The sequence below is a fragment of the Faecalibacterium sp. Marseille-Q4164 genome, from assembly GCF_017377545.1.
Lineage (GTDB): Bacteria > Bacillota > Clostridia > Oscillospirales > Ruminococcaceae > Faecalibacterium > Faecalibacterium duncaniae.
Genome location: NZ_JAFREJ010000004.1, coordinates 146,074 through 165,823, shown reverse-complemented (window position 1 = coordinate 165,823; position 19,750 = coordinate 146,074). Strand labels below are relative to the sequence as shown.

16 protein-coding genes and 2 pseudogenes are annotated in these 19,750 nt (G+C 48.8%); 15 read left to right on the top strand and 3 right to left on the bottom strand.

The annotated features are described in order from the left end of the window. Window positions 1-14: 14 nt before the first annotated feature. The 12 genes and pseudogenes from J3352_RS06845 to J3352_RS06790 all read left to right on the top strand — a co-directional run bounded on the left by J3352_RS06845 (window position 15) and on the right by J3352_RS06790 (window position 15,207). A complete protein-coding gene (locus J3352_RS06845) occupies window positions 15-410 on the top strand; it encodes a PrgI family protein (RefSeq protein ID WP_156066433.1) in 396 nt (131 codons plus the stop codon). Then, window positions 367-1,860 (top strand): annotated as a pseudogene (locus tag J3352_RS06840) (VirB4-like conjugal transfer ATPase, CD1110 family); the annotation flags it as partial. The gene J3352_RS06845 and the pseudogene J3352_RS06840, both read left to right, overlap by 44 nt. 556 nt (window positions 1,861-2,416) lie before the next feature. Then, window positions 2,417-4,096, top strand: a complete 1,680-nt coding sequence (ltrA, locus tag J3352_RS06835) for a group II intron reverse transcriptase/maturase (protein WP_156066431.1) — start codon at window positions 2,417-2,419, stop codon at window positions 4,094-4,096. 82 nt (window positions 4,097-4,178) lie between these two features. Further along, window positions 4,179-5,102: pseudogene (locus J3352_RS06830) on the top strand (VirB4-like conjugal transfer ATPase, CD1110 family); the annotation flags it as partial. Next, window positions 5,099-6,085, top strand: a complete 987-nt coding sequence (locus tag J3352_RS06825) for a DNA cytosine methyltransferase (protein ID WP_156066427.1) — start codon at window positions 5,099-5,101, stop codon at window positions 6,083-6,085. The pseudogene J3352_RS06830 and the gene J3352_RS06825, both read left to right, overlap by 4 nt. Before the next feature lie 53 nt (window positions 6,086-6,138). Beyond that, window positions 6,139-8,220: a CHAP domain-containing protein gene (locus J3352_RS06820; protein ID WP_156066473.1), complete on the top strand. Its 2,082-nt coding sequence runs from the start codon at window positions 6,139-6,141 to the stop codon at window positions 8,218-8,220. 41 nt (window positions 8,221-8,261) lie between these two features. Beyond that, complete coding sequence (locus J3352_RS06815) at window positions 8,262-8,522, top strand: DUF4315 family protein (protein WP_156066425.1); 261 nt, start codon at window positions 8,262-8,264, stop codon at window positions 8,520-8,522. Beyond that, entirely contained in the window at window positions 8,512-9,213 is a 702-nt protein-coding gene (locus J3352_RS06810; protein ID WP_156066423.1) for a DUF4366 domain-containing protein, read from the top strand. Before J3352_RS06815 ends, J3352_RS06810 begins: the two co-directional genes overlap by 11 nt. Then, window positions 9,210-11,309: a DNA topoisomerase 3 gene (locus J3352_RS06805; RefSeq protein WP_156066421.1), complete on the top strand. Its 2,100-nt coding sequence runs from the start codon at window positions 9,210-9,212 to the stop codon at window positions 11,307-11,309. The genes J3352_RS06810 and J3352_RS06805 overlap by 4 nt, the downstream gene beginning before the upstream one ends. Before the next feature lie 126 nt (window positions 11,310-11,435). Continuing rightward, the gene (locus tag J3352_RS06800) at window positions 11,436-14,636 is read left to right on the top strand and encodes a YodL domain-containing protein (RefSeq protein ID WP_156066419.1); all 3,201 of its coding nucleotides are present in this window, start codon (window positions 11,436-11,438) and stop codon (window positions 14,634-14,636) included. 2 nt (window positions 14,637-14,638) lie between these two features. After that, a complete protein-coding gene (locus J3352_RS06795) occupies window positions 14,639-14,845 on the top strand; it encodes a transposon-transfer assisting family protein (protein WP_156066417.1) in 207 nt (68 codons plus the stop codon). Beyond that, complete coding sequence (locus J3352_RS06790) at window positions 14,842-15,207, top strand: cysteine-rich VLP domain-containing protein (RefSeq protein WP_156066415.1); 366 nt, start codon at window positions 14,842-14,844, stop codon at window positions 15,205-15,207. The genes J3352_RS06795 and J3352_RS06790 overlap by 4 nt, the downstream gene beginning before the upstream one ends. A gap of 183 nt (window positions 15,208-15,390) precedes the next feature. On the opposite strand, the gene J3352_RS06785 is transcribed toward J3352_RS06790, so the two are convergent. The 3 genes from J3352_RS06785 to J3352_RS06775 form a co-directional block, all read right to left on the bottom strand. Then, the gene (locus J3352_RS06785; protein WP_156066413.1) at window positions 15,391-16,743 is read right to left on the bottom strand and encodes a relaxase/mobilization nuclease domain-containing protein; all 1,353 of its coding nucleotides are present in this window, start codon (window positions 16,741-16,743) and stop codon (window positions 15,391-15,393) included. Next, window positions 16,704-17,033, bottom strand: a complete 330-nt coding sequence (gene mobC / locus J3352_RS06780; RefSeq protein WP_156066411.1) for a plasmid mobilization relaxosome protein MobC — start codon at window positions 17,031-17,033, stop codon at window positions 16,704-16,706. Before mobC ends, J3352_RS06785 begins: the two co-directional genes overlap by 40 nt. Window positions 17,034-17,261: 228 nt before the next feature. Beyond that, a complete protein-coding gene (locus tag J3352_RS06775; RefSeq protein WP_055157525.1) occupies window positions 17,262-17,612 on the bottom strand; it encodes a helix-turn-helix transcriptional regulator in 351 nt (116 codons plus the stop codon). Window positions 17,613-17,806: 194 nt separating this feature from the next. Here J3352_RS06775 and J3352_RS06770 point away from each other — a divergent pair, with 194 nt between their 5' ends. The 3 genes from J3352_RS06770 to J3352_RS06760 are packed head-to-tail and all read left to right on the top strand — an operon-like array spanning window position 17,807 to window position 19,714. Then, a complete protein-coding gene (locus J3352_RS06770) occupies window positions 17,807-17,992 on the top strand; it encodes a helix-turn-helix domain-containing protein (protein ID WP_055157527.1) in 186 nt (61 codons plus the stop codon). Window positions 17,993-18,036: 44 nt separating this feature from the next. Continuing rightward, window positions 18,037-18,705: a response regulator transcription factor gene (locus J3352_RS06765; RefSeq protein WP_055157529.1), complete on the top strand. Its 669-nt coding sequence runs from the start codon at window positions 18,037-18,039 to the stop codon at window positions 18,703-18,705. Between the two features lies 1 nt (window position 18,706). Beyond that, window positions 18,707-19,714, top strand: a complete 1,008-nt coding sequence (locus J3352_RS06760) for a sensor histidine kinase KdpD (RefSeq protein ID WP_055157531.1) — start codon at window positions 18,707-18,709, stop codon at window positions 19,712-19,714. The last annotated feature ends 36 nt before the right edge of the window (window positions 19,715-19,750 follow it).

The window sequence follows — 19,750 nt, the reverse complement described above, 5'->3', positions numbered from 1 at the left end:
AAGGAGGTTTTGGCGTGGCTTATGTACCCGTACCCAAAGACTTATCCAAAGTCAAAACAAAAGTCGCTTTCAACTTGACGAAGCGGCAAATCATTTGCTTTGCGGCAGCCCTTGCGATAGGACTACCGCTTTTCTTTTTGCTCAAAGGAAGCATAGGAACGAGCGTTGCGGCGTTCGTGATGATTGTTGTAATGCTCCCTTGCTTCCTCTTGGCTATGTATGAAAAACACGGGCAGCCCCTTGAAACCGTGATAAAGAATGTCATTCAGACAAAGTTTATCCGACCAAAGGAGCGCCCCTACCAGACCGACAATTTCTATGCACTCATAGAAAAACAAAGAAAACTTGAAAAGGAGGTATCGGCTATTGTCAAAGGAAACCACAAGACAGAAAAGCCCCGCAGGGGCTAAACGGAAACTGACCCGCGCCGAAAAAAAGGAAATCGCCGCCATTATCCAAAGGGCAAAGGGCGACGGGAAACCCCATACGGCACAGCAGACAATCCCCTATGTGCAGATGTACCCGGACGGAATTTGCAAGGTATCGGAAAAGAAATACAGCAAAAGCATTGTGTTTGAGGACATCAACTACCAGCTTGCACAGGCTGACGACAAGACCGCCATTTTTGAGAATTGGTGCGACTTCTTAAACTATTTTGACGCTTCCGTATCGGTGCAGCTTTCTTTCATCAATCAGGGCGCAAGGAAAGAAAAGGCGCAGGAGGCCATTCAAATCCCGCAGCAGGACGACGCTTTTAACTCTATCCGTGCCGAGTATGCGGATATGCTGAAAAACCAGCTTGAAAAAGGCAACAACGGACTTGAAAAGGCAAAGTACATTACCTTTTCCGTTGAAGCGGATAATCTGACCGCAGCGAAGGCAAGGCTTTCCCGCATTGAAACCGACGTACTCAATAATTTTAAGGTGCTGGGAGTATCAGCCCACCCTATGACGGGTTATGAACGTTTGCAGACCCTACACGGGATTTTCCACCCGGAGGGCGAGCCGTTCCGTTTCTCCTTTGATTGGCTTGCCCCGTCGGGGCTTTCCACAAAGGACTTTATCGCCCCGTCCTCTTTCCGTTTTGGCGAGGGGCGAATGTTCCGTATGGGGAAAAAGTTAGGTGCGGTTAGCTTCCTTGAAATCCTTGCGCCGGAACTGAATGACCGTATTTTATCGGAAATCCTTGACCTTGAAAACGGTATTATCGTCAATCTCCACATTAAGAGTATCGACCAGACCGAAGCTATCAAGACCATTAAGCGCAAGATTACAGACCTTGACAAGATGAAGATTGAGGAACAGAAAAAGGCGGTGCGAAGCGGTTACGATATGGATATTATCCCGTCCGACCTTGCCACATTCGGCAGCGAAGCGAAAAATCTTTTGCAGGATTTACAGAGCCGCAACGAGCGTATGTTCCTGCTTACTTTCCTTGTCGTGAATATGGCAGACACAAGGCGGAAACTTGAAAATGATGTGTTTGCTACGGCGGGTATCGCACAGAAAAACAACTGCGCCCTGACCCGTCTTGACTACTTACAGGAAGCGGGCTTTATGTCCTCAATTCCTCTTGGGGATAACCTTATCCCTATCCAAAGGGGGCTGACGACTTCCAGCACCGCTATTTTTATCCCGTTCATCACACAGGAGCTTTTTCAGAGGGGCACAGCCCTTTACTACGGCTTAAATGCCCTGTCTAACAATATGATTTTGTGCGACAGGAAGAAGCTCAAAAACCCAAACGGGCTTATCTTGGGAACTCCGGGAAGCGGTAAATCCTTTGCGGCAAAAAGGGAAATCACAAACATTTTCCTCATTACCGACGACGATATTATCATCTGCGACCCCGAAGCCGAGGTGCGACACGAAGTCGCGTAACAAATTGCCTAAAAAAGCTGCCCTATCCATTTGGGGTAATCCTACCACAGCCTGCGCCGCTGGTAACGGCGGGGTGGGGAGCCTGTGGGACAACGTGGGAAATCTGAGAGCCTAACTCAGCCGTACTGCAAGGATAAGTGCGTCATGGAGAACGTAAAGTGAATCATCGTAAGGGTCGTTACAGGGAATAGGCGAAATCAGGCTGACACGCCTACACCAAAAGGTGCGGAGGCGGCTGTGGGAACTTTCGCAATCCCCCAGCAAATGGACACAAATCCTCCCGGCTCAAAGATGGCTCCTAAAACGCACACAATTATTTGTTGCGCGGAACGTGGTAAGCCCTATGCGTTCCTTTGCAGAAATGCAGAGGTATCGACCCCGCAAGGGGAAGAAATGGCGCAGAGGGTAGAGGAACGGGATAAAAAGCGAACGCCCGCCCTGTAATGGGGTGGGATAGGGGTTCAGACTTTGCCCCGGCCCGAAAGGGCGCTGACTTATCCCACGGTATTTCATAGCAAGAAAAGGAGGTAAACCTATGAACGGTAATTGTTCAACGACGGGGTGTAAAAACCCTGAGAGATTGCCGGACGCGGCGGCGCTGGAACGACAGTGGAAATCCATCGACTGGAAGAAAGCAGAAGCCGAGGTTAATAGGCTGCAAGCCAGGATTGCTAAGGCGACCCAAGAGAATAAATGGAACACAGTGAAACGATTGCAGTATCTTTTAACTCATTCGTACTATGCAAAAGTGTTGGCGGTGCGGAAAGTGACCACCAACAAAGGGAAAAAGACACCGGGCGTGGATGGTGTGCTGTGGTCTACCCCAGCCGCTAAAATGCGCGGTGTTCTGACCCTGACAGACAAGGGCTACAAGGCAAAGCCACTGCGTCGGGTATTCATTGAGAAAAAGGGCAAAAAGACGAAACGCCCGCTGGGCATCCCCTGTATGTATGACAGGGCCTTGCAGGCGCTCTACGCACTGGCCCTCGACCCGGTGTCAGAGACAACAGCGGATACGAAATCCTTTGGCTTCCGCAAGGGGCGCTGCGCGCAGGATGCCTGTGAATATATCTTCACGGCGCTCAGCCGAAGCTACTCCCCGGAATGGGTGCTGGAGGGCGACATCAAAGGGTGTTATGACCATATCAGCCACGACTGGCTCATTAAGCATATTCCCATGGACAAATCTGTATTGAAACAGTTTCTGAAAGCGGGATTTGTGTTCCGCGATGAGCTGTTCCCCACCGATGCGGGCACACCCCAGGGCGGCATCATCTCCCCCATACTTGCAAACTTGACGCTGGACGGAATGCAAAAAGTCCTGAGTGACCACTTTGATTTGAGTGCCAAGGGTGAGGTCAGTGCATTTGTCCACAACAAGAGCAGGGTCAATCTGGTGCGCTATGCCGACGATTTCATTGTCACAGCGGCCACAAAAGAGATTGCGGAAGAAGCCAAAGACATCCTCCGCGATTTTCTGCAAGCCAGAGGGCTGGAACTGTCCGAGGAAAAGACGGTCATCACCCACATCGACGACGGTTTTGATATGCTGGGCTGGACATTCCGAAAATTCAAAGGAAAGCTCATCGTCAAGCCATCCAAGAAAGCCTTAAAAGCCCTGAAAGCCTCTCTGTCCGAGACGATCCTCGGACGCGGTAAGGCGTGGAAGCAGGAAGTCCTGATTGGAGTGTTGAACCGGCTGATCCGTGGTTGGGCAAATTATCACCAGTCGGTCTGCGCCAGTGAAGCATTTTCCCATATCGACTACACTCTCTATGAATTACTATGGCGGTGGGCGAAACGCCGCCATCCTCACAAGGGACAGTGGTGGGTCTCCACCAACTATTGGCACCGTAGAGGTGACCGGAATTGGGTGTTCTCCACCGAGGACAAAGTGCTTCAGCGAACAGACAGTATCCCGATTATCCGCCATACCAAGGTACGAATGGATGCAAACCCCTACTTTGACACCCAATACTTCACAAATCGGAAATTCAGACATGGAATGGAGCGCCTGTCCGGACGTTTTAAGCAGGTCTGGAAGAACCAAAAAGGGTGTTGCTATCACTGTGGACTCCCCATGGACATCGGTGACGAGAGGGAGATTTTCTTCAAAGTCCCGAAATCCATGGGCGGCAAGGACGAGGTGCGCAATATGGCTTACGTCCATAAGCATTGCCAGCAAATTCTCTTGGAGCGCCGCGCGAAAGCGTGATGAAATGCTTGAGCCGTATGAGTGGAAACGCTCACGTACGGTTCTTAGACGAGAAAGCGGGAGTAATCCCGCCGACTTAGTCGACTATTACCCCCTTGTAGAACGTCTGCACGGGCAGGTAATCCGCCTTTCCCCGACAAGCCCCCACTATGTAAACCCTATGGATATTAACCTCAATTACAGCGAGGACGACAACCCGCTTGCGTTGAAATCCGACTTTATCCTTTCCCTCTGCGAGCTTGTTATCGGCGGCAAAGAGGGCTTGCAGCCCGTTGAAAAAACAGTTATCGACAGGGCGGTTAGGAATGTGTACCGACCTTTCCTTGCAGACCCCGACCCTGCGAATATGCCTATCTTGGGCGACCTTTACAACGAGCTTTTGAAGCAGCCGGAGCCGGAGGCCGCGCGTGTCGCTGCCGCATTGGAGCTTTACGTTTCGGGAAGCCTGAACGTCTTTAACCACAGGACGAATGTAGAACTTTCAAACCGCCTTATCTGCTTTGATATTAAGCAGCTTGGAAAGCAGCTTAAAAAGTTAGGTATGCTCATTGTGCAAGACCAAGTATGGAACAGGGTTACGGTAAACAGGGCGGAAAAAAAGGCTACCCGTTACTATATGGACGAATTTCATTTGCTGCTCAAAGAGGAACAGACCGCAGCCTATTCCGTTGAGATTTGGAAGCGATTTAGAAAATGGGGCGGCATACCGACCGCTATCACGCAGAACGTCAAAGACCTTTTGGCAAGCCGTGAGGTTGAGAACATTTTTGAGAACAGCGATTTTGTCCTTATGCTCAATCAGGCCGCAGGCGACAGGGCTATCCTTGCAAAGCAGCTTAACATTTCCCCACAGCAGATGAAGTATGTAACCCACACCGACGCAGGCGAGGGGCTTATCTTTTACGGGAATGTGGTGCTGCCTTTTGTTGACCGCTTCCCGGCAGATACCGAGCTTTACAGGGTAATGACGACGAAGCCGGAGGAAGTCGGAGGTGCCGCCCATTGAAAGAACTGACCCATTTAAGCCTGTTTTCGGGGATAGGCGGTATTGACATAGCCGCAGAAGCGGCGGGGTTTACTACCGTCTGTCAATGTGAATGGGCTGACTATCAAAACGAAGTCCTGAAAAAGCATTGGCCGCAGGTGCCGCGCTTTCAGGATATTACTACACTCACAAAGGAGGCTTTTATTGAAAAAACAGGAAAAGAAACCGTTACCCTCATATCGGGAGGCTTCCCCTGCCAGCCCTTTTCAAGTGCCGGAAAACGGAAAGGCTTTGAGGACACCCGCTACCTGTGGCCCGAAATGTGCAGGGTTATCACAGAACTGCGACCCGCTTATGTGCTTGGAGAAAATGTTGCTGGCTTCATCAATATGGGGCTCGACAAAACGATTTTTGACTTGGCAAAGGCGGGTTACGCCGTTAGGGTTTTCGTACTGCCTGCTGTCGCCGTCGGCGCGTGGCATGAGCGCAAACGAACTTTTATCGTGGGGTTTAATGTTTCCCACACCCCTTGCCTGCGACACGAAGCCGCAGGCGGAAACAAAAAATGTACGGCTTTCGGACACCGGCTCGGTGCGGGTAGTCAAGAAGAACGGGACGGAATGGTCGGCAAAGTTATCAACAGCGGTTTACTTTTTAACCCCTATGGCGTCGGACAGCTACCGTTCGACGCTGAAACCCGAAGCCGTGAAAAAGGGCAAGCCGACGGGCAGCCTTGCGGCACAGATGATATTTGCGGAAAATCCGAAGTCGGAGAAATCGGCACTCAACCCGGATTGGGTGGAATGGCTGATGGGCTTCCCCCACAAGTGGACGGACGTTCAATCTGGAGAAAAGAGCCTGACGAAATCCCGCGCCTGACCGAGATAACCGAAAACCGTGCGGAACGCTTAAAATGTCTTGGAAACGCCGTTGTGCCTGCACAGGTATATCCTATCCTCAAATACATTGCGGATATTGAAACCGGCAGGTGCTACCGGCCATAAGGAGGTGAAACTGCTTGAAAGAATACAAACCCCGTGACAAAATCACGCAGAAAATGACCCGTGACGGGGCTGTCGAAGTCAACGAAACCAAACAGACCGCCGAGCGTATCAGCAAACGGGAACAGGAAACGGATTTACAGAAAACCCCCGAACAGCAGGCGGCACAGGACGCGGCGCAGCTGACAACCCCCATTCCCGAAGCCGCCCCTTTCCCGTCTGCCCCGTTTACGGCTTCCAAAGCCGACACAGGCACAGCCGAGCGCATTATGGGACACCTTGACGCCGCCCATACCCGCAAGGCTTCCAAAAAGGCGGTGCAAAAGGCACAGGCGGAAATGGCGGCAGAAACAAAATCCTCACGGCTGAAATTCACGGAAGAAGAACTATCCGCACCGGAGCTTGAAAAGTATATCCGAAAATCCGACAAAGCCGCAGACCGTCTGGACGCGGCAAGGGCAGCTATCCCAAAGGAAAAGAAACTTGTAAAAACAAGGACTTTTGACGAAGCCACAGGCAAAGGGAAAAACCGCCTGCACTTTGAGGAAAAGGACAAGCCGCCCGGATTTAAGGAAAAGGCCAACCCGCTATCCCGCCCCACACAGGAAGCGGGCGTTTTTATCCACAACAAGATACATTCGGTTGAAAAGGACAATTCGGGTGTTGAGGGGGCGCACAAATCGGAAGAACTTGCCGAGCGCGGCGCAAAGTACGGGGCAAGGAAACTCAAACAGGGCTACCGCAGCCATAAGCTGAAACCCTACCGGGAGGCGGCAAAGGCAGAAAAAGCAGCGTTCAAGGCAAATGTGGATTTTCAATACCACAAGGCTTTGCACGATAACCCGCAGCTAAAAAGTAATCCCGTTTCCCGCTTCTGGCAGAAACGGCAGATTAAAAAGCAGTATGCAAAGGAAGCAAGGAACACCGCAAAAGGTATCAAGAGCGCAGCCGAGAAAACGGGCAAGGCGGCAAAAAAGGCAGCCGAGCAGACAAGGAAAGCGGCGGCGTTTGTGGCAAGACACCCGGCAGGCGTGGGGGTAGCTGTCGGTGCATTGCTTCTGTTTATCCTGATTATGTCCGGGCTGTCCTCTTGCGGGGCAATGTTTTCCGGCGTGATGAACGGCGTTCTGGGAACTTCCTACACTTCCGAGGACAGCGACCTTGTAGCAACGGAAAATAACTATGCCGCAAAGGAAAGCGAACTGCAAAGAAAGATTGACAATATCGAAAGCGAATATCCCGGCTATGATGAATACCGCTATGACCTTGCAAATATCGGGCATAACCCCCACGAGCTTGCGTCATATCTGACCGCACTTTTGCAGACCTACACCCCGCAGAGCGCACAGAGCGAAATTAACCGCGTCTTTGATATGCAGTACACTTTGACGCTGACCCCCGAAACCGAGATACGCTATCGAACGGAAACGAGGACAGGCAGCTATACCGTTACTGACCCGGAAACAGGCGAAACAAGTACGGAAACTTACGAATACGAAGTTGAAGTACCCTATGAGTATTACATACTCAACGTGTCGCTGACGAACAAGACCATTTCCTCTATTGCACAGGAGCAGCTGACCCCGGAACAATTTGAAATGTACGGCGTGTATATTTCCACAAGCGGAAACAAGCCGCTTTTGTTTGGCGGCGGCTCTCCCGATACGGGAGCGTCGGAGGATTTAAGCGGCGTACAGTTTGTAAACGGCACCCGTTCCGGCAATACCGCCCTTGTGGAGCTTGCGAAAACGCAGGCGGGAAATGTGGGCGGTTATCCTTATTGGAGCTGGTACGGCTTTAACAGCCGTGTGGAATGGTGCGCCTGCTTTGTATCTTGGTGCTATGGGCAGGCAGGGCTATCCGAGCCGAGATTTGCGGCTTGTCAATCACAGGGGGTTGCTTGGTTTACCTCTCACGGACAATGGGGAGCGCGGGGCTATGAGAATATCGCACCCGGCGACGCCATTTTCTTTGATTGGGATTTAGACGGAAGCGCCGACCACGTCGGACTTGTGATAGGCACAGACGGAAGCCGCGTTTACACCGTTGAGGGCAATTCGGGCGACGCCTGCAAGATAAAGAGCTATGCCCTTGACTATGCCTGTATCAAAGGGTACGGGCTGATGAATTGGAACTAACAAACACATATTTTTTTGAAATCTGAAAGGAGAATTTTATTATGGCTATGAACAAAATTGAGCGTATCGACAAGGAAATCCAAAAGACCCGTGAGAAAATCACGGAGTATCAGAACAAGCTGAAAACCCTTGAAGTACAGAGGACGGAAGCGGAAAATCTGCAAATCGTCCAGCTTGTGCGCGCTATGAACATGACCCCCGCCGAGCTTACCGCCCTGCTTTCCGGCGGCGGTATTCCCGGTATGACCCCTATCCCCGCAGACCACTACAACGAACAGGAGGACAGCGAAAATGAGGAATAAAGGATTTATCCGTATTATGAGCGTGCTTTGTATCGCGCTTGTGTGCTTGGGCGGTTTTTCCGTTACCGCCTTTGCACAGACACCCGCAGAGGAAACCGAAACCGACGACAGCGGGGTTATCTATGACCCGCAGCCCTTAACGCCGGAGGGCAATATGAGCCTTGTGGACGACATAGAGGGCGAAGCCGCCGAGGATAAGCAGTTTATCGTTGTGCAGAGCAGAAACGGAAACTATTTCTATATCGTTATCGACCACGCCGCCGAGGGAGAAAACAAGGTGCATTTCTTAAATCAGGTGGACGAAGCCGACCTGTTGGCGATTATCGAAAGCGAGGAAACCGAAGCCCCGCCTGCCGTATGCAACTGTACCGACAAATGCGGAACGGGCAAAATCAATACGGCCTGCCCCGTTTGCAGCGTTGCTATGAATAACTGTACGGGCAAGGAAGCCGAGCCGGAGCCTGCCGAGCCGCAGGAGGAACAAAACAATATGGGCGGGCTTGTGATTTTCCTTGTCGTTGCCCTGCTTGGCGGCGGCGGTGCTTTGTACTATTTCAAAGTGATGAAACCAAAGCAGGCAGCAAAGGGCAATACCGACCTTGAGGACTTTGACTTTGAGGAATACGACGAGGACGAGCCGGAGGACGAAACCGAAAGCGCAGACAACGGACAGGAGGACGAGGACGAATGAAACTTGTAATTGCAGAGAAACCGAGCGTCGGGGCGGCGATTGCCGCCGCCCTTGGCGTTACGGGTAAAAAAGACGGATATATTGAAAATAACGGCTATATCATTTCTTGGTGTGTCGGGCATTTGGTAGGGCTTGCGGAAGCTGCCGCCTACGGCGAACAATACAAAAAGTGGGACTATGACAGCTTACCTATTCTGCCGCAGGATTGGAAATATACGATTGCCGCAGACAAGGGAAAACAATTCAAAATCCTTAAAGGGCTTATGCACAGGGCAGATGTTACGGAGGTTATCAATGCTTGCGACGCAGGACGCGAGGGCGAGCTGATTTTCCGTTTTGTCTATGAAACGGCGAACTGCAAAAAGCCTATGCGCCGCCTTTGGATTTCCTCAATGGAAACCGAAGCTATTAGGCAGGGCTTTGAAAGCCTAAAAGACGGGCGGGACTATGCCCCCCTTTTCGCTTCTGCTTTGTGCAGAGCAAAAGCCGATTGGATTATCGGTATCAATGCGACCCGCCTTTTTTCCTGCCTTTATAGCAAGACCTTGAATGTGGGGCGCGTTCAGACCCCGACCCTTAAAATGCTTGTTGACCGTGATGTTTCTATTACGAACTTCAAGAAAGAAAAATACTATGTTGTATGCCTTGATTTACCCGGCGCGGAAGCGGCAAGCGCGAAGATCCGCGCAGCTACGGAAGCTGCCGAACTGAAAGCGGCCTGCGAAGCGTCGGCGGCGGTATGTCTTTCTATCACGAAAGAGAAAAAGACGGTTGCACCCCCAAAGCTCTTTGACCTTACGAGCCTGCAAAGAGAAGCTAACCGCATTTACGGCTACACGGCAAAACAGACCCTTGACCTTGCACAATCTCTGTATGAAAAGAAGCTGCTTACCTATCCGAGAACGGACAGCAGCTTTTTAACTGATGATATGGAAGCTACGGCGGCGGGGATTGCCGCCCTGCTTCTGAACAAGCTGCCGTTTATGCAGGGTGCAAATTACACGGCAAATATCGCCCGTGTGCTTGACAGTAAAAAAGTATCAGACCACCACGCCATTATTCCCACAATGGAGCTTGCGAAAAGCGACCTTGCAGCACTTCCCGAAAGTGAGCGAAATATCCTTACGCTTGCAGGGGTACGGCTTTTGACCGCTACCGCCGAGCCGCATATCTTTGAAGCGGTTACGGCGGTATTCTCCTGTGCAGACCGAGAATTTACGGCAAAGGGTAAAACGGTGCTTTGCGGCGGGTGGAAAGAGCTTGAAGCACGATACCGCGCTTCTCTTAAAAAGAAACCCGACAGCGACGACGAGGAAAACGCCCTTGTGCTTGATGTGCCGCCCTTTACCGAGGGACAGCGATTTGAAAAGCCTGCCGCAAGGGTAACAGAACACGAAACCACGCCCCCGAAGCCGCACAATGAAGCAAGTTTGCTTTCGGCTATGGAACACGCAGGAAGCGAGGAAACCGACGAGGACGCAGAGCGTCGCGGGCTTGGTACTCCCGCCACCCGCGCAGCCGTCATTGAAAAGCTCATTAAAGGCGGCTTTATCGAGCGCAAAGGCAAGCAGCTACTTCCTACCAAAGACGGAATTAACCTTGTCTGTGTGCTGCCGGATAGCCTTACCTCTCCGAGCCTTACGGCTGAATGGGAAAACACCTTGACGCAGATTGCAAAGGGCAAGTCTGACCCTGCCGTTTTTATGTGCGGTATTGAGGATATGGCGCGTGAGCTTGTGAAAACCTATCCTTTCCTTTCCGATAAAGACAAGGCGCGTTTTCAGAGCGAAAAGACCGTAATCGGCAAATGCCCGCGCTGCGGCTGTGATGTATTCGAGGGCAAGAAAAATTACTACTGTTCGAGCAAGGAATGTTCCTTTGCTATGTGGAAAAATGACCGTTTCTTTGAGGAACGCAAAACCGCTTTTACTCCGAAAATTGCCGCCGAACTCCTAAAAAGCGGCAAAGCAAAAGTAAAAAAGCTGTATTCTCAAAAGACGGGCAAAACCTACGACGGAACGGTACTTTTAGCCGACACGGGCGGCAAATATGTAAATTACAGGGTATCTGTTCAGAGGGACAAAGAACTTGAATAGCAAGCATAGGAAACGGGTACCCATTTCCGTAAAATCTCCGCTTTTCTCTACCAAGAACGGCGGGGATTTTGCTTGTTGGGATAATCCCAAACCCTTATACCAAAACAACGAAAGGAGCGATTATTTATGTCCTATACTTCATACGACCACGACAGATTAGAAGCCGCCGAAAAGCTGAAAATCGAGCGCACTATCTATTTTCAAAGTGAGAAATCGGATATAGCCGAGCTTACCGCCCTACCTCTTGCAGAGCTTATCAGACAGAAAGAAGAAAGCGCGGCGGCAGAAGAAAATATTTACAGCAGCCTACGGGAGCAGGCGACAGCTTGGGAGGAACAGGCGGGCAAGACCTTATCCCTTGAAAAAGCCATTGAATACGCGAGGACGCCCGCCGTACAGCATACCTCTAACAAATGGCAGGAGCGCGACCACGACCGCCGCGAAATCAGTAACGCGGTATATCGAATGAATTACTATGTTTATGAAAATACCCGCTATGACCGCGAGAAAAAGGAAAGCGTACCATATTCCTATTCTCTCACTTGGAACGTCTACACCAACGGACCCGAAAGAAACAGGCAGATGAAAATTGCGGGACAGGACAGAAAGGTTTTTGCAGACAGGGCGGCTATGGAAAAATACCTTGCAGGGCGACAAAAAGCCTATGCAAATCTCTTTACCGAAGTTTCCCCGCAAATCCCGAAACAGTATGCAGAGTGCTTTAAGGTAAACGGCGTTTTGCTTCCCGGCTACACGATTGAGGGCGAGGAAAGGGGCAAGCCCGAACAGGCACCCGCCGAGCAAAGAACAACGACGGAAAGCAAAGACGAACAATTTGCTATCTTGCTTGACAGCCGCAGCCGTTTTGAAACGGGCGAAGCAGGCGGCTATTGGTTATCAATGCCCGCAACAAAGGAGCAGCTTCAAGAGGCATTGGCGGGTATCGGACTTACCGCCGACAAGCCGCAGGATTTATTTATTCGCGGCTTTTCCGACACCGAAGAAAAGCCGCTTGCCCTGCCATACGATATGGTATGTTCCGCAAATATTGACGAGCTTAATTTTCTTGCCGCACGTCTTGAAAATCTTGACGCTTCCGGGGTTGCCGCATTAAACGCGGCGGCACAGAGAAAACAGGGCTTTGAAAATGTCGGGCAGATAATTGACTTTACCTATAACGAGGACTTTTTCGTACATATCCCCGAAGTGCGAACACCCGCCGAGCTTGGTAATTATTACTTGAACAAATCGGGTATGGTACAAATGCCTGATGAATGGAAAGCAGGCGTTGACCTTGCCGCTTTTGGACAGAACGCAGCCGAAAAAGAAAAAGGCAGCTTTACCGACTACGGTTATATCTTGGAAAGTGGCGACGATTGGGTAAAGCATTATGAGGGGCGCGAAGTGCCGGAGGAATACCGCATTATGAGCAGCGCACAAGCTCCGCAGATAGACCCGGCAAAGGTGGATATGGATATATCCGCAGTACAGACCGCCGAGCAGATAAACGTACAGACCAAAGAGCCGCAGCCTGTTATCCCGATAATTCTGACTTCCGAAAATCCCGCAGGCAAGCTAAAAGAAATTACAGACCGCTTGGAACAGGGCATTACCGAACTGTTTAACAGCGAGCGTTTCAAAGAATACCTGCAGGTGATGTCAAAGTTTCATAATTACAGCTTCAATAACACGCTGCTTATCGCTATGCAAAAGCCCGACGCTTCCCATATCGTAGGCTTTTCCGCTTGGAAAAACACCTTTAAGCGCAACGTAATGAAAGGACAAAAGGGTATCAAAATCCTTGCCCCGTCTCCGTACACGGTTAAAAAGGAAATAGAGAAAATCGACCCCCTGACACAAAAACCCGTTATCGGCAAGGACGGGAAACCCGTTACCGAGGAAAAGGAAATCACGATACCCGCCTTTAAGGTGGTATCTGTCTTTGACGTATCACAGACCGAGGGCAAGGAACTCCCGAATATCGCCGTTGATACCCTGACGGGAAATGTGGAACTGTACGAGGACTTTTTTAAGGCGTTAAAGGAAACTTCCCCCGTACCGATTGCCTTTGAGAAAATCGAGGGCGGCGCACACGGATATTATCACTTGGAGGACAAGCGGATTGCCATTGACGAAGGAATGAGCGAATTACAGACCATTAAAACCGCCATTCACGAAATCGCCCACGCAAAACTGCACGATATTGACCTTACCTCTCCTATGGACGGGCAAAACCGTGTTGACCGCCGTACCCGTGAAGTGGAAGCGGAAAGCGTTGCCTACACCGTATGCCAGCATTATGGGCTTGATACCTCTGATTATTCTTTCGGCTATGTTGCGGGTTGGAGCAGCGGCCGCGAGCTTGCGGAATTAAAAAGCTCTCTTGAAACAATCCGCAGCGCAGCCGCCGAGATTATAAACAGCATTGACGGGAAATTAGCTGAAATCCAAAAGGCACAGGACAAAGAACAAGCTCCCAAAGAGCAGACCGCCGAGCCGGACAGAGATACCTATTCTATCTATCAGCTAAAAAGGGACGAAGCAACACAGGACTTGCGCTTTGAGCCTTACGACCGCTTGATTGCTACGGGGCACGAAGTAGACAGGGCAAATTATGACCTTGTTTATACCGCGCCCCTTACGGAAGATATGACCCTGAACACCATTTGGGAAAAGTTTAATATCGACCACCCGAAAGACTTTAAGGGACACAGCCTTTCCGTTTCGGATATTGTCGTGCTTCATCAGAACGGCGGGGACACCGCCCACTATGTAGACAGTATCGGCTATCAGCAGGTGCCGGAGTTTTTGAAAAAACATACGCCCCTTATTCCCGACGAGCATTTGACAGGCGAGAAAATCAGGACGCCGCGCGGCAGTTTCAGCCTTACGGATATGACCGCCGAGCAGATGAAAGAAGCCGGCTATGGGCTTCATCACACATCAGACGACGGAAAATATCACATTATGGGGAACGGCACAAGGGCTTTTGCCATTGCCGCAGAGCCGCCGGAGAAAACAAACCCGTTGAAACATATTGAGGACACCGTAGAGCAGAACGACAACAATTTTGACGGTATTATCAATAACACGCCGCAGACGCCTACTGTCGGGGAGTTGGAGCAGAAAGTTAAGGCAGGCGAGCCTATTTCCCTTGTTGACCTTGCAAACGCTATGAAAGCGGAAAAGGCACAGGGCAAGGAAAAATCCAAAACACCCGCAAGGCGTGAGGAAAAACCGTCTATCCGTGAACAGCTTAAAAAAGCAAAAGAAACGGCCGCCCCGAAAAAGGCGGCAAAACAGAAAAATCACGATTTGGAGGTATGATGATGAACAGATTGACCGTTGAGGAAACAAACCTTTTGAGCATTTATATCGGCGAGGACAGACAGGAGCTTACCGACAATCTGACCGCCGCCTTGCCTTATATGGACGGGGATATGAAAGAGATAGCAAAACGCGCCCTTTCCAAAGTGGCGGCTATGACCGAAGCGGAATATGGGGAACTTGCCCTATATGCCGCAGATGAAGTATGAGCGAACTTAAAAGGCTGTCGCCGCAGCAGAGCCGGCGGGTAAATGCCCTTATCAGGAAAGAGTGCTGCAACTGCTTTGACGGTAACTGCATTTTGCTTGACGACGGGGAAAGCTGTGTATGCCCGCAGCTTATTTCTTACTCCCTGCTTTGTAAATGGTTTCGCGCCGCCGTTCTCCCATTAGACAAGCTGCTTTTTGCGGAGCTTTACCAGAGCGAGGACAAACGGCGTTGTTCCGTATGCGGCGCCGCCTTTGCTTCCACATCAAACAATGTCAAATACTGCCCCGATTGCAGAAAGTACATTACCCGCAGGCAAGCCGCCGAGCGTATGAGGAAAAAGCGCGCCCTTGTTACGAAGTAGGGGCTTTCAGAGGCTTTATTTTCAAGGGCTTTCAGACACGAAAAAGCAAGGGGCAAGGGATTTATACCTTTCACCCTGAAAACGCCGTTCTACTCCGTAACAAAAGCATTTACCGATACCCATAAAAAGCGGGTGCGGTGGCCGTAATGTCCGGCTGCCGTACCCGTTCTTTTTTTGTGCCTTTTATTCTAATTGCGTGTTCCGTTCCCGTTCCGGCTGACGTTCCACCCTTAAAATGCTGTCAACGTTGCGCTTGATAACATCATATTCCCTGACCTGTTTTTTCAGTTTTCCATAATCGGCATACAAGGCTTCTTTCTGTTCTTGCAGCTTTGTATATTCGGATTGCAGGGCGGGGACGCTTGGGAGCTTGGATATTCCCGCCGCCTTGATTGCCCTTGCCGCTGTTTCAAAGAGGATAATATCGCTTTCGTGAGCTGCCTTGTACTTGCCTTTGTCCTTTGCCTTTTTGTAGGCTTCATAGACGGGCTTTGTCTTTTGGTAGGTGGTAACATTCTTTATCAGCACCGCCATATCCGATAGGCGCTTTTCAACCTCTTTCAAACTGTCGGCTGCCTGTTCGGAAGCGGCGGTAACTTCTGCGATTTTTGCCGTTAAATCGGCGTACTGTTCAATCTTATGTTCCGAAAGGAAATTCATAGTCTTTGCGGCTTGTTTCAGATTATGGATTTTCGCCCATTGTTCGTAACCTCTGCTTTCCTGTGCCTTGATACTGTTTTCAATATCAATCAAGAGAGATACGCCCCTTTGTTCTGCCTGTTTTGGAATTTTAGCGGCACGGGTGCGCTTGCCCTCTATCCGTTCCCTGATAGTTTCCTCTGTGTAGTCTGCGCCGAGGGTTTTAAGTCTTGTAAACCGTTCCTGTCCGGGAGCACGGCAGGAGATATATTTACCTGTCTTTATCTCATAGCCGGCCGCCTGCAGGCGTGACAGCAATTCCTCAAAACTTGATACTTGGGGTATCAGCGTATCAACGGCAATCTTTAACTTGCCCTTGTAGCTTGTGCCTGTTTTCTCCGCTTGGTACTCTGCATAGTGCTTTCCCTTACTGCCTTTGTTCGGGACAACAACGGACAATCCATTTTCCCGACACAGCTTGTCGCTCATATTCCGTATGCCGTAATAGCTTCTCTTATTGGAATTATATTTATGGTGGTCTACGAAGTTTACGGCACAAAAAATGATGTGGTTATGGATATGCCCCTTGTCAATATGGGTAGTCAAAACATATTCGTGCTGTCCTTTTGTTACTGCGTCGGCAAGTTGCCGCCCGATTTCGTGCGCCTTTTCATAGTCCACTTCCCCCGGCTCAAAGGCTTGTATCAGATGATGTGCGAGGTTGTTTCCTTTTTCAAGTGCCTGCGACAAGGTAAATCCAAACTCAATATCTGCCGTTTCATAGGAGCAGCCGAAAGAGGAAACAAGGACTTTTTCATCTGTCTTGTCGGGGTTTTGGATATAGTCAAGGGCTTTGCTCAACGTGCTTTTAATAGGCTTAATCTTTGTAACCGCCATATCTCCGCAAGCACCCCCTTTATTTCCTCTATGTCCTCTTGGTAGACGTTTCCCGTGGCGTTCGCCCGCTTTGCTATCTGATTGACATTGACACCGATTTTTTGTATCTCTGCTGTCATAGCCTTTATGTCGGTATGGTCTACTTGAATGATATATCCGTCAATGGCAATCTTACGCAGATAGGCAGCCATATTGTCTGTTGGTATCAGCTTCATTTTTTCAAGTATCAAATCCCGTTCCGCTTCCGTTACTCTGAATTTAATCTGCACCGTTCTTTTTCTGCCGTTCATACTTTGACGCTCCTTTTCCGTTTTTCAAGAGGGTTTGGGAAACTTCCCAACAAGCAAAATGCAAGGGCATTTTACGGAAACGGGTACCCGTTTCCTATGCTTGCTACGAAACTTTATCCCCCTTACTTCCTACACCACCGAAAAATGAAAATTGCCAAAGTAAAAAGAAAAAACGCAACAAACATCATTCGTCTGCTGCGTTTCAACCCTTGTTAAATTGTCCTGACCTCATTTTTGCTTCTCCGTATCAATAACCGCCTTTGCCGTTTCCGTTACGATATGCAAACCGCCCTCGCTCAAATCGTCAAGCAGGGTATCAAGCTGACGGCGGCGGGTAGTCTTGTCTGCTGTTTCATTCGGGAAAAAGAATTGGTCTACGGATATATGATAACGGGTTACAAGCTCATAGAAAATCTGCAAGCTCGGCTGTTGCCCTTTGTTCTCGATATTCGCAAGGTATCGGGGCGATATGTTCATATCGTCGCTTACATTCTTGCGGGACTCGCCCTTTGCCATTCTTGCCGCCTTTATCGCCTGTCCGAAAGCATTGAAGTCATACGGTATAACTGCTCTTTTCATACTTAATCATAGTCCTTTGTGCTTTTATAATTCATACCCTTATATTTTATAGTTCCTATTGCTTTTTGGATATGTCTACACAATTCCTATGATTAGCCAAAATAGAGCATATTATTCACAGAAAATACATTGACTTTATTCGTCTGACCGTATATAATATATAGTGATATGTTTTGTAATTTCGGAGGTGGACTATGTTTGACTATATGACAGTACAGGAAGCGGCAACAAAATGGGGAATTTCAGAACGTCGCATACAAAAGCTATGCGAGGAAAACCGCATACTCGGTGTTGTACGATTGAGCCGGGTGTGGCTGATACCAAAGGACGCGGAAAAGCCCGCTGACGGAAGATGTAAGCAAAACAGAAAAACAAGGTGATACTTAATTGATAAGAAAAAGATATTAAGCAAGGAGAAAGCATTATGAGCACACTATTGTTGGTAGAAGATGACCAAAGTATCGTATCTTCATTATCGGACTACTTAGGAAATGAAGGATTCAAAATTGAAAGTGCCTCCGGGCAGAAAGAAGCAATAGAAAAATTGAATAGTGACCAGTATGATTTAGCCTTGGTGGACATTCAATTGTCAAATGGAAATGGCTTTTCTGTTTGTTCTGCAATAAAAGAAAGAGGAACAATGCCGGTTATTTTCTTAACTGCTTCTGATGATGAATATAGTGTTGTGGCTGGGCTCGATATGGGAGCTGACGATTATATCAGTAAACCATTCAGACCGAGGGAGCTTCTTTCAAGGATTAACAGCGTATTAAGAAGAACTAAGAACACGCAAAACATTATCGGCTACCATGACTTAGTTGTGGACACTAATCAAGCAACCGTAGCAAAGAATGGGAAAGAGATTTTGTTGTCTGCTATGGAATATAAGTTGCTGTTAGTCTTTCTGCGTAACAAAGGTATTGTTCTTTCACGCAGAAGATTGTTAGAGATTTTATGGGACACTACCGGAGAGTTTATCAATGATAATACGCTGACTGTCTATATGAAAAGGCTGCGTGACAAAATTGAAACCAATCCACAGGAGCCGGAAATCATAATTACCGTTCGTGGACTTGGCTATAAGGTGGGTTGATATGGAATTTATCAGAAATAGCGAAGTTAAAAGGCAAATTGTTGTCAGCAGTATTCTTACTCTATTTTGGTGTGGCATTAGCATTATCGTTGATAGCAAAGCTGTGTGGATTGTTCTGTCGGCTATCATTTCATCCAGTGCGGTTTCCCTCTTTTTCACCTATCAAAGATACAAGAAAATCGCTGACCTTAGTTTGTATATTGATAGGCTACTGCATGGAGATGAAACGATTTCTTTTGAACAGTTTCAAGAGGGCGAGTTGTCTGTTTTACATGATGAAATATCAAAAATGACAAGACGACTAATTGAGCAGGCAGAAGCTCTGAAAATAGAAAAAGGTAATTTAGCAGACGCCTTAGCCGATATTTCACATCAATTAAAAACACCTTTGACATCATTAAATATCCTAAACGCCTCTCTTTGCAATGAGGAACTGACAGAAGAGGAAAGATATGAGTTAATCCGCAAGCAGGCTATGCTTTTATCAAAAATGGAATGGTTGATTGCCACACTCTTGAAAATATCCAAATTGGATGCCGGAACGATTACCCTAAAGCTACAAGAGGTATATCTAAAAGATGTAGTGGAAAAAGCAATTCGCCCTCTGGAGATTGCGGCAGAATTAAAAATGCAGACAATCAAAAAAGAGGTTCCTGCAGAGCTGAAACTTACTCTGGATGTTGAATGGACTGCTGAAGCATTGGGAAATGTGATTAAAAACTGTATTGAACATTCGCCGGAAGGTGGTAGTATTGAAATCAAGGCAATAGAAAGACCTCTTTTGACACAAGTCATTATAGAGGATAATGGAGCAGGCTTTCAGGAAAAAGATATACCCCATCTATTTGACCGATTTTATCAAGGAAATGGTTCAACGATTGGCAATGCCGGTTTGGGGTTGGCTCTGGCAAAAACAATCATCAATAATCAGGGCGGCATCATCCGGGCGAAAAATCAGGAGTTAGGCGGTGCAGAATTTGAAATCTGCTTTTATCGGGGGCTACTTTAAGTAGCCCCTTTTTTAAGTGACGTTTTTGTAATGAAA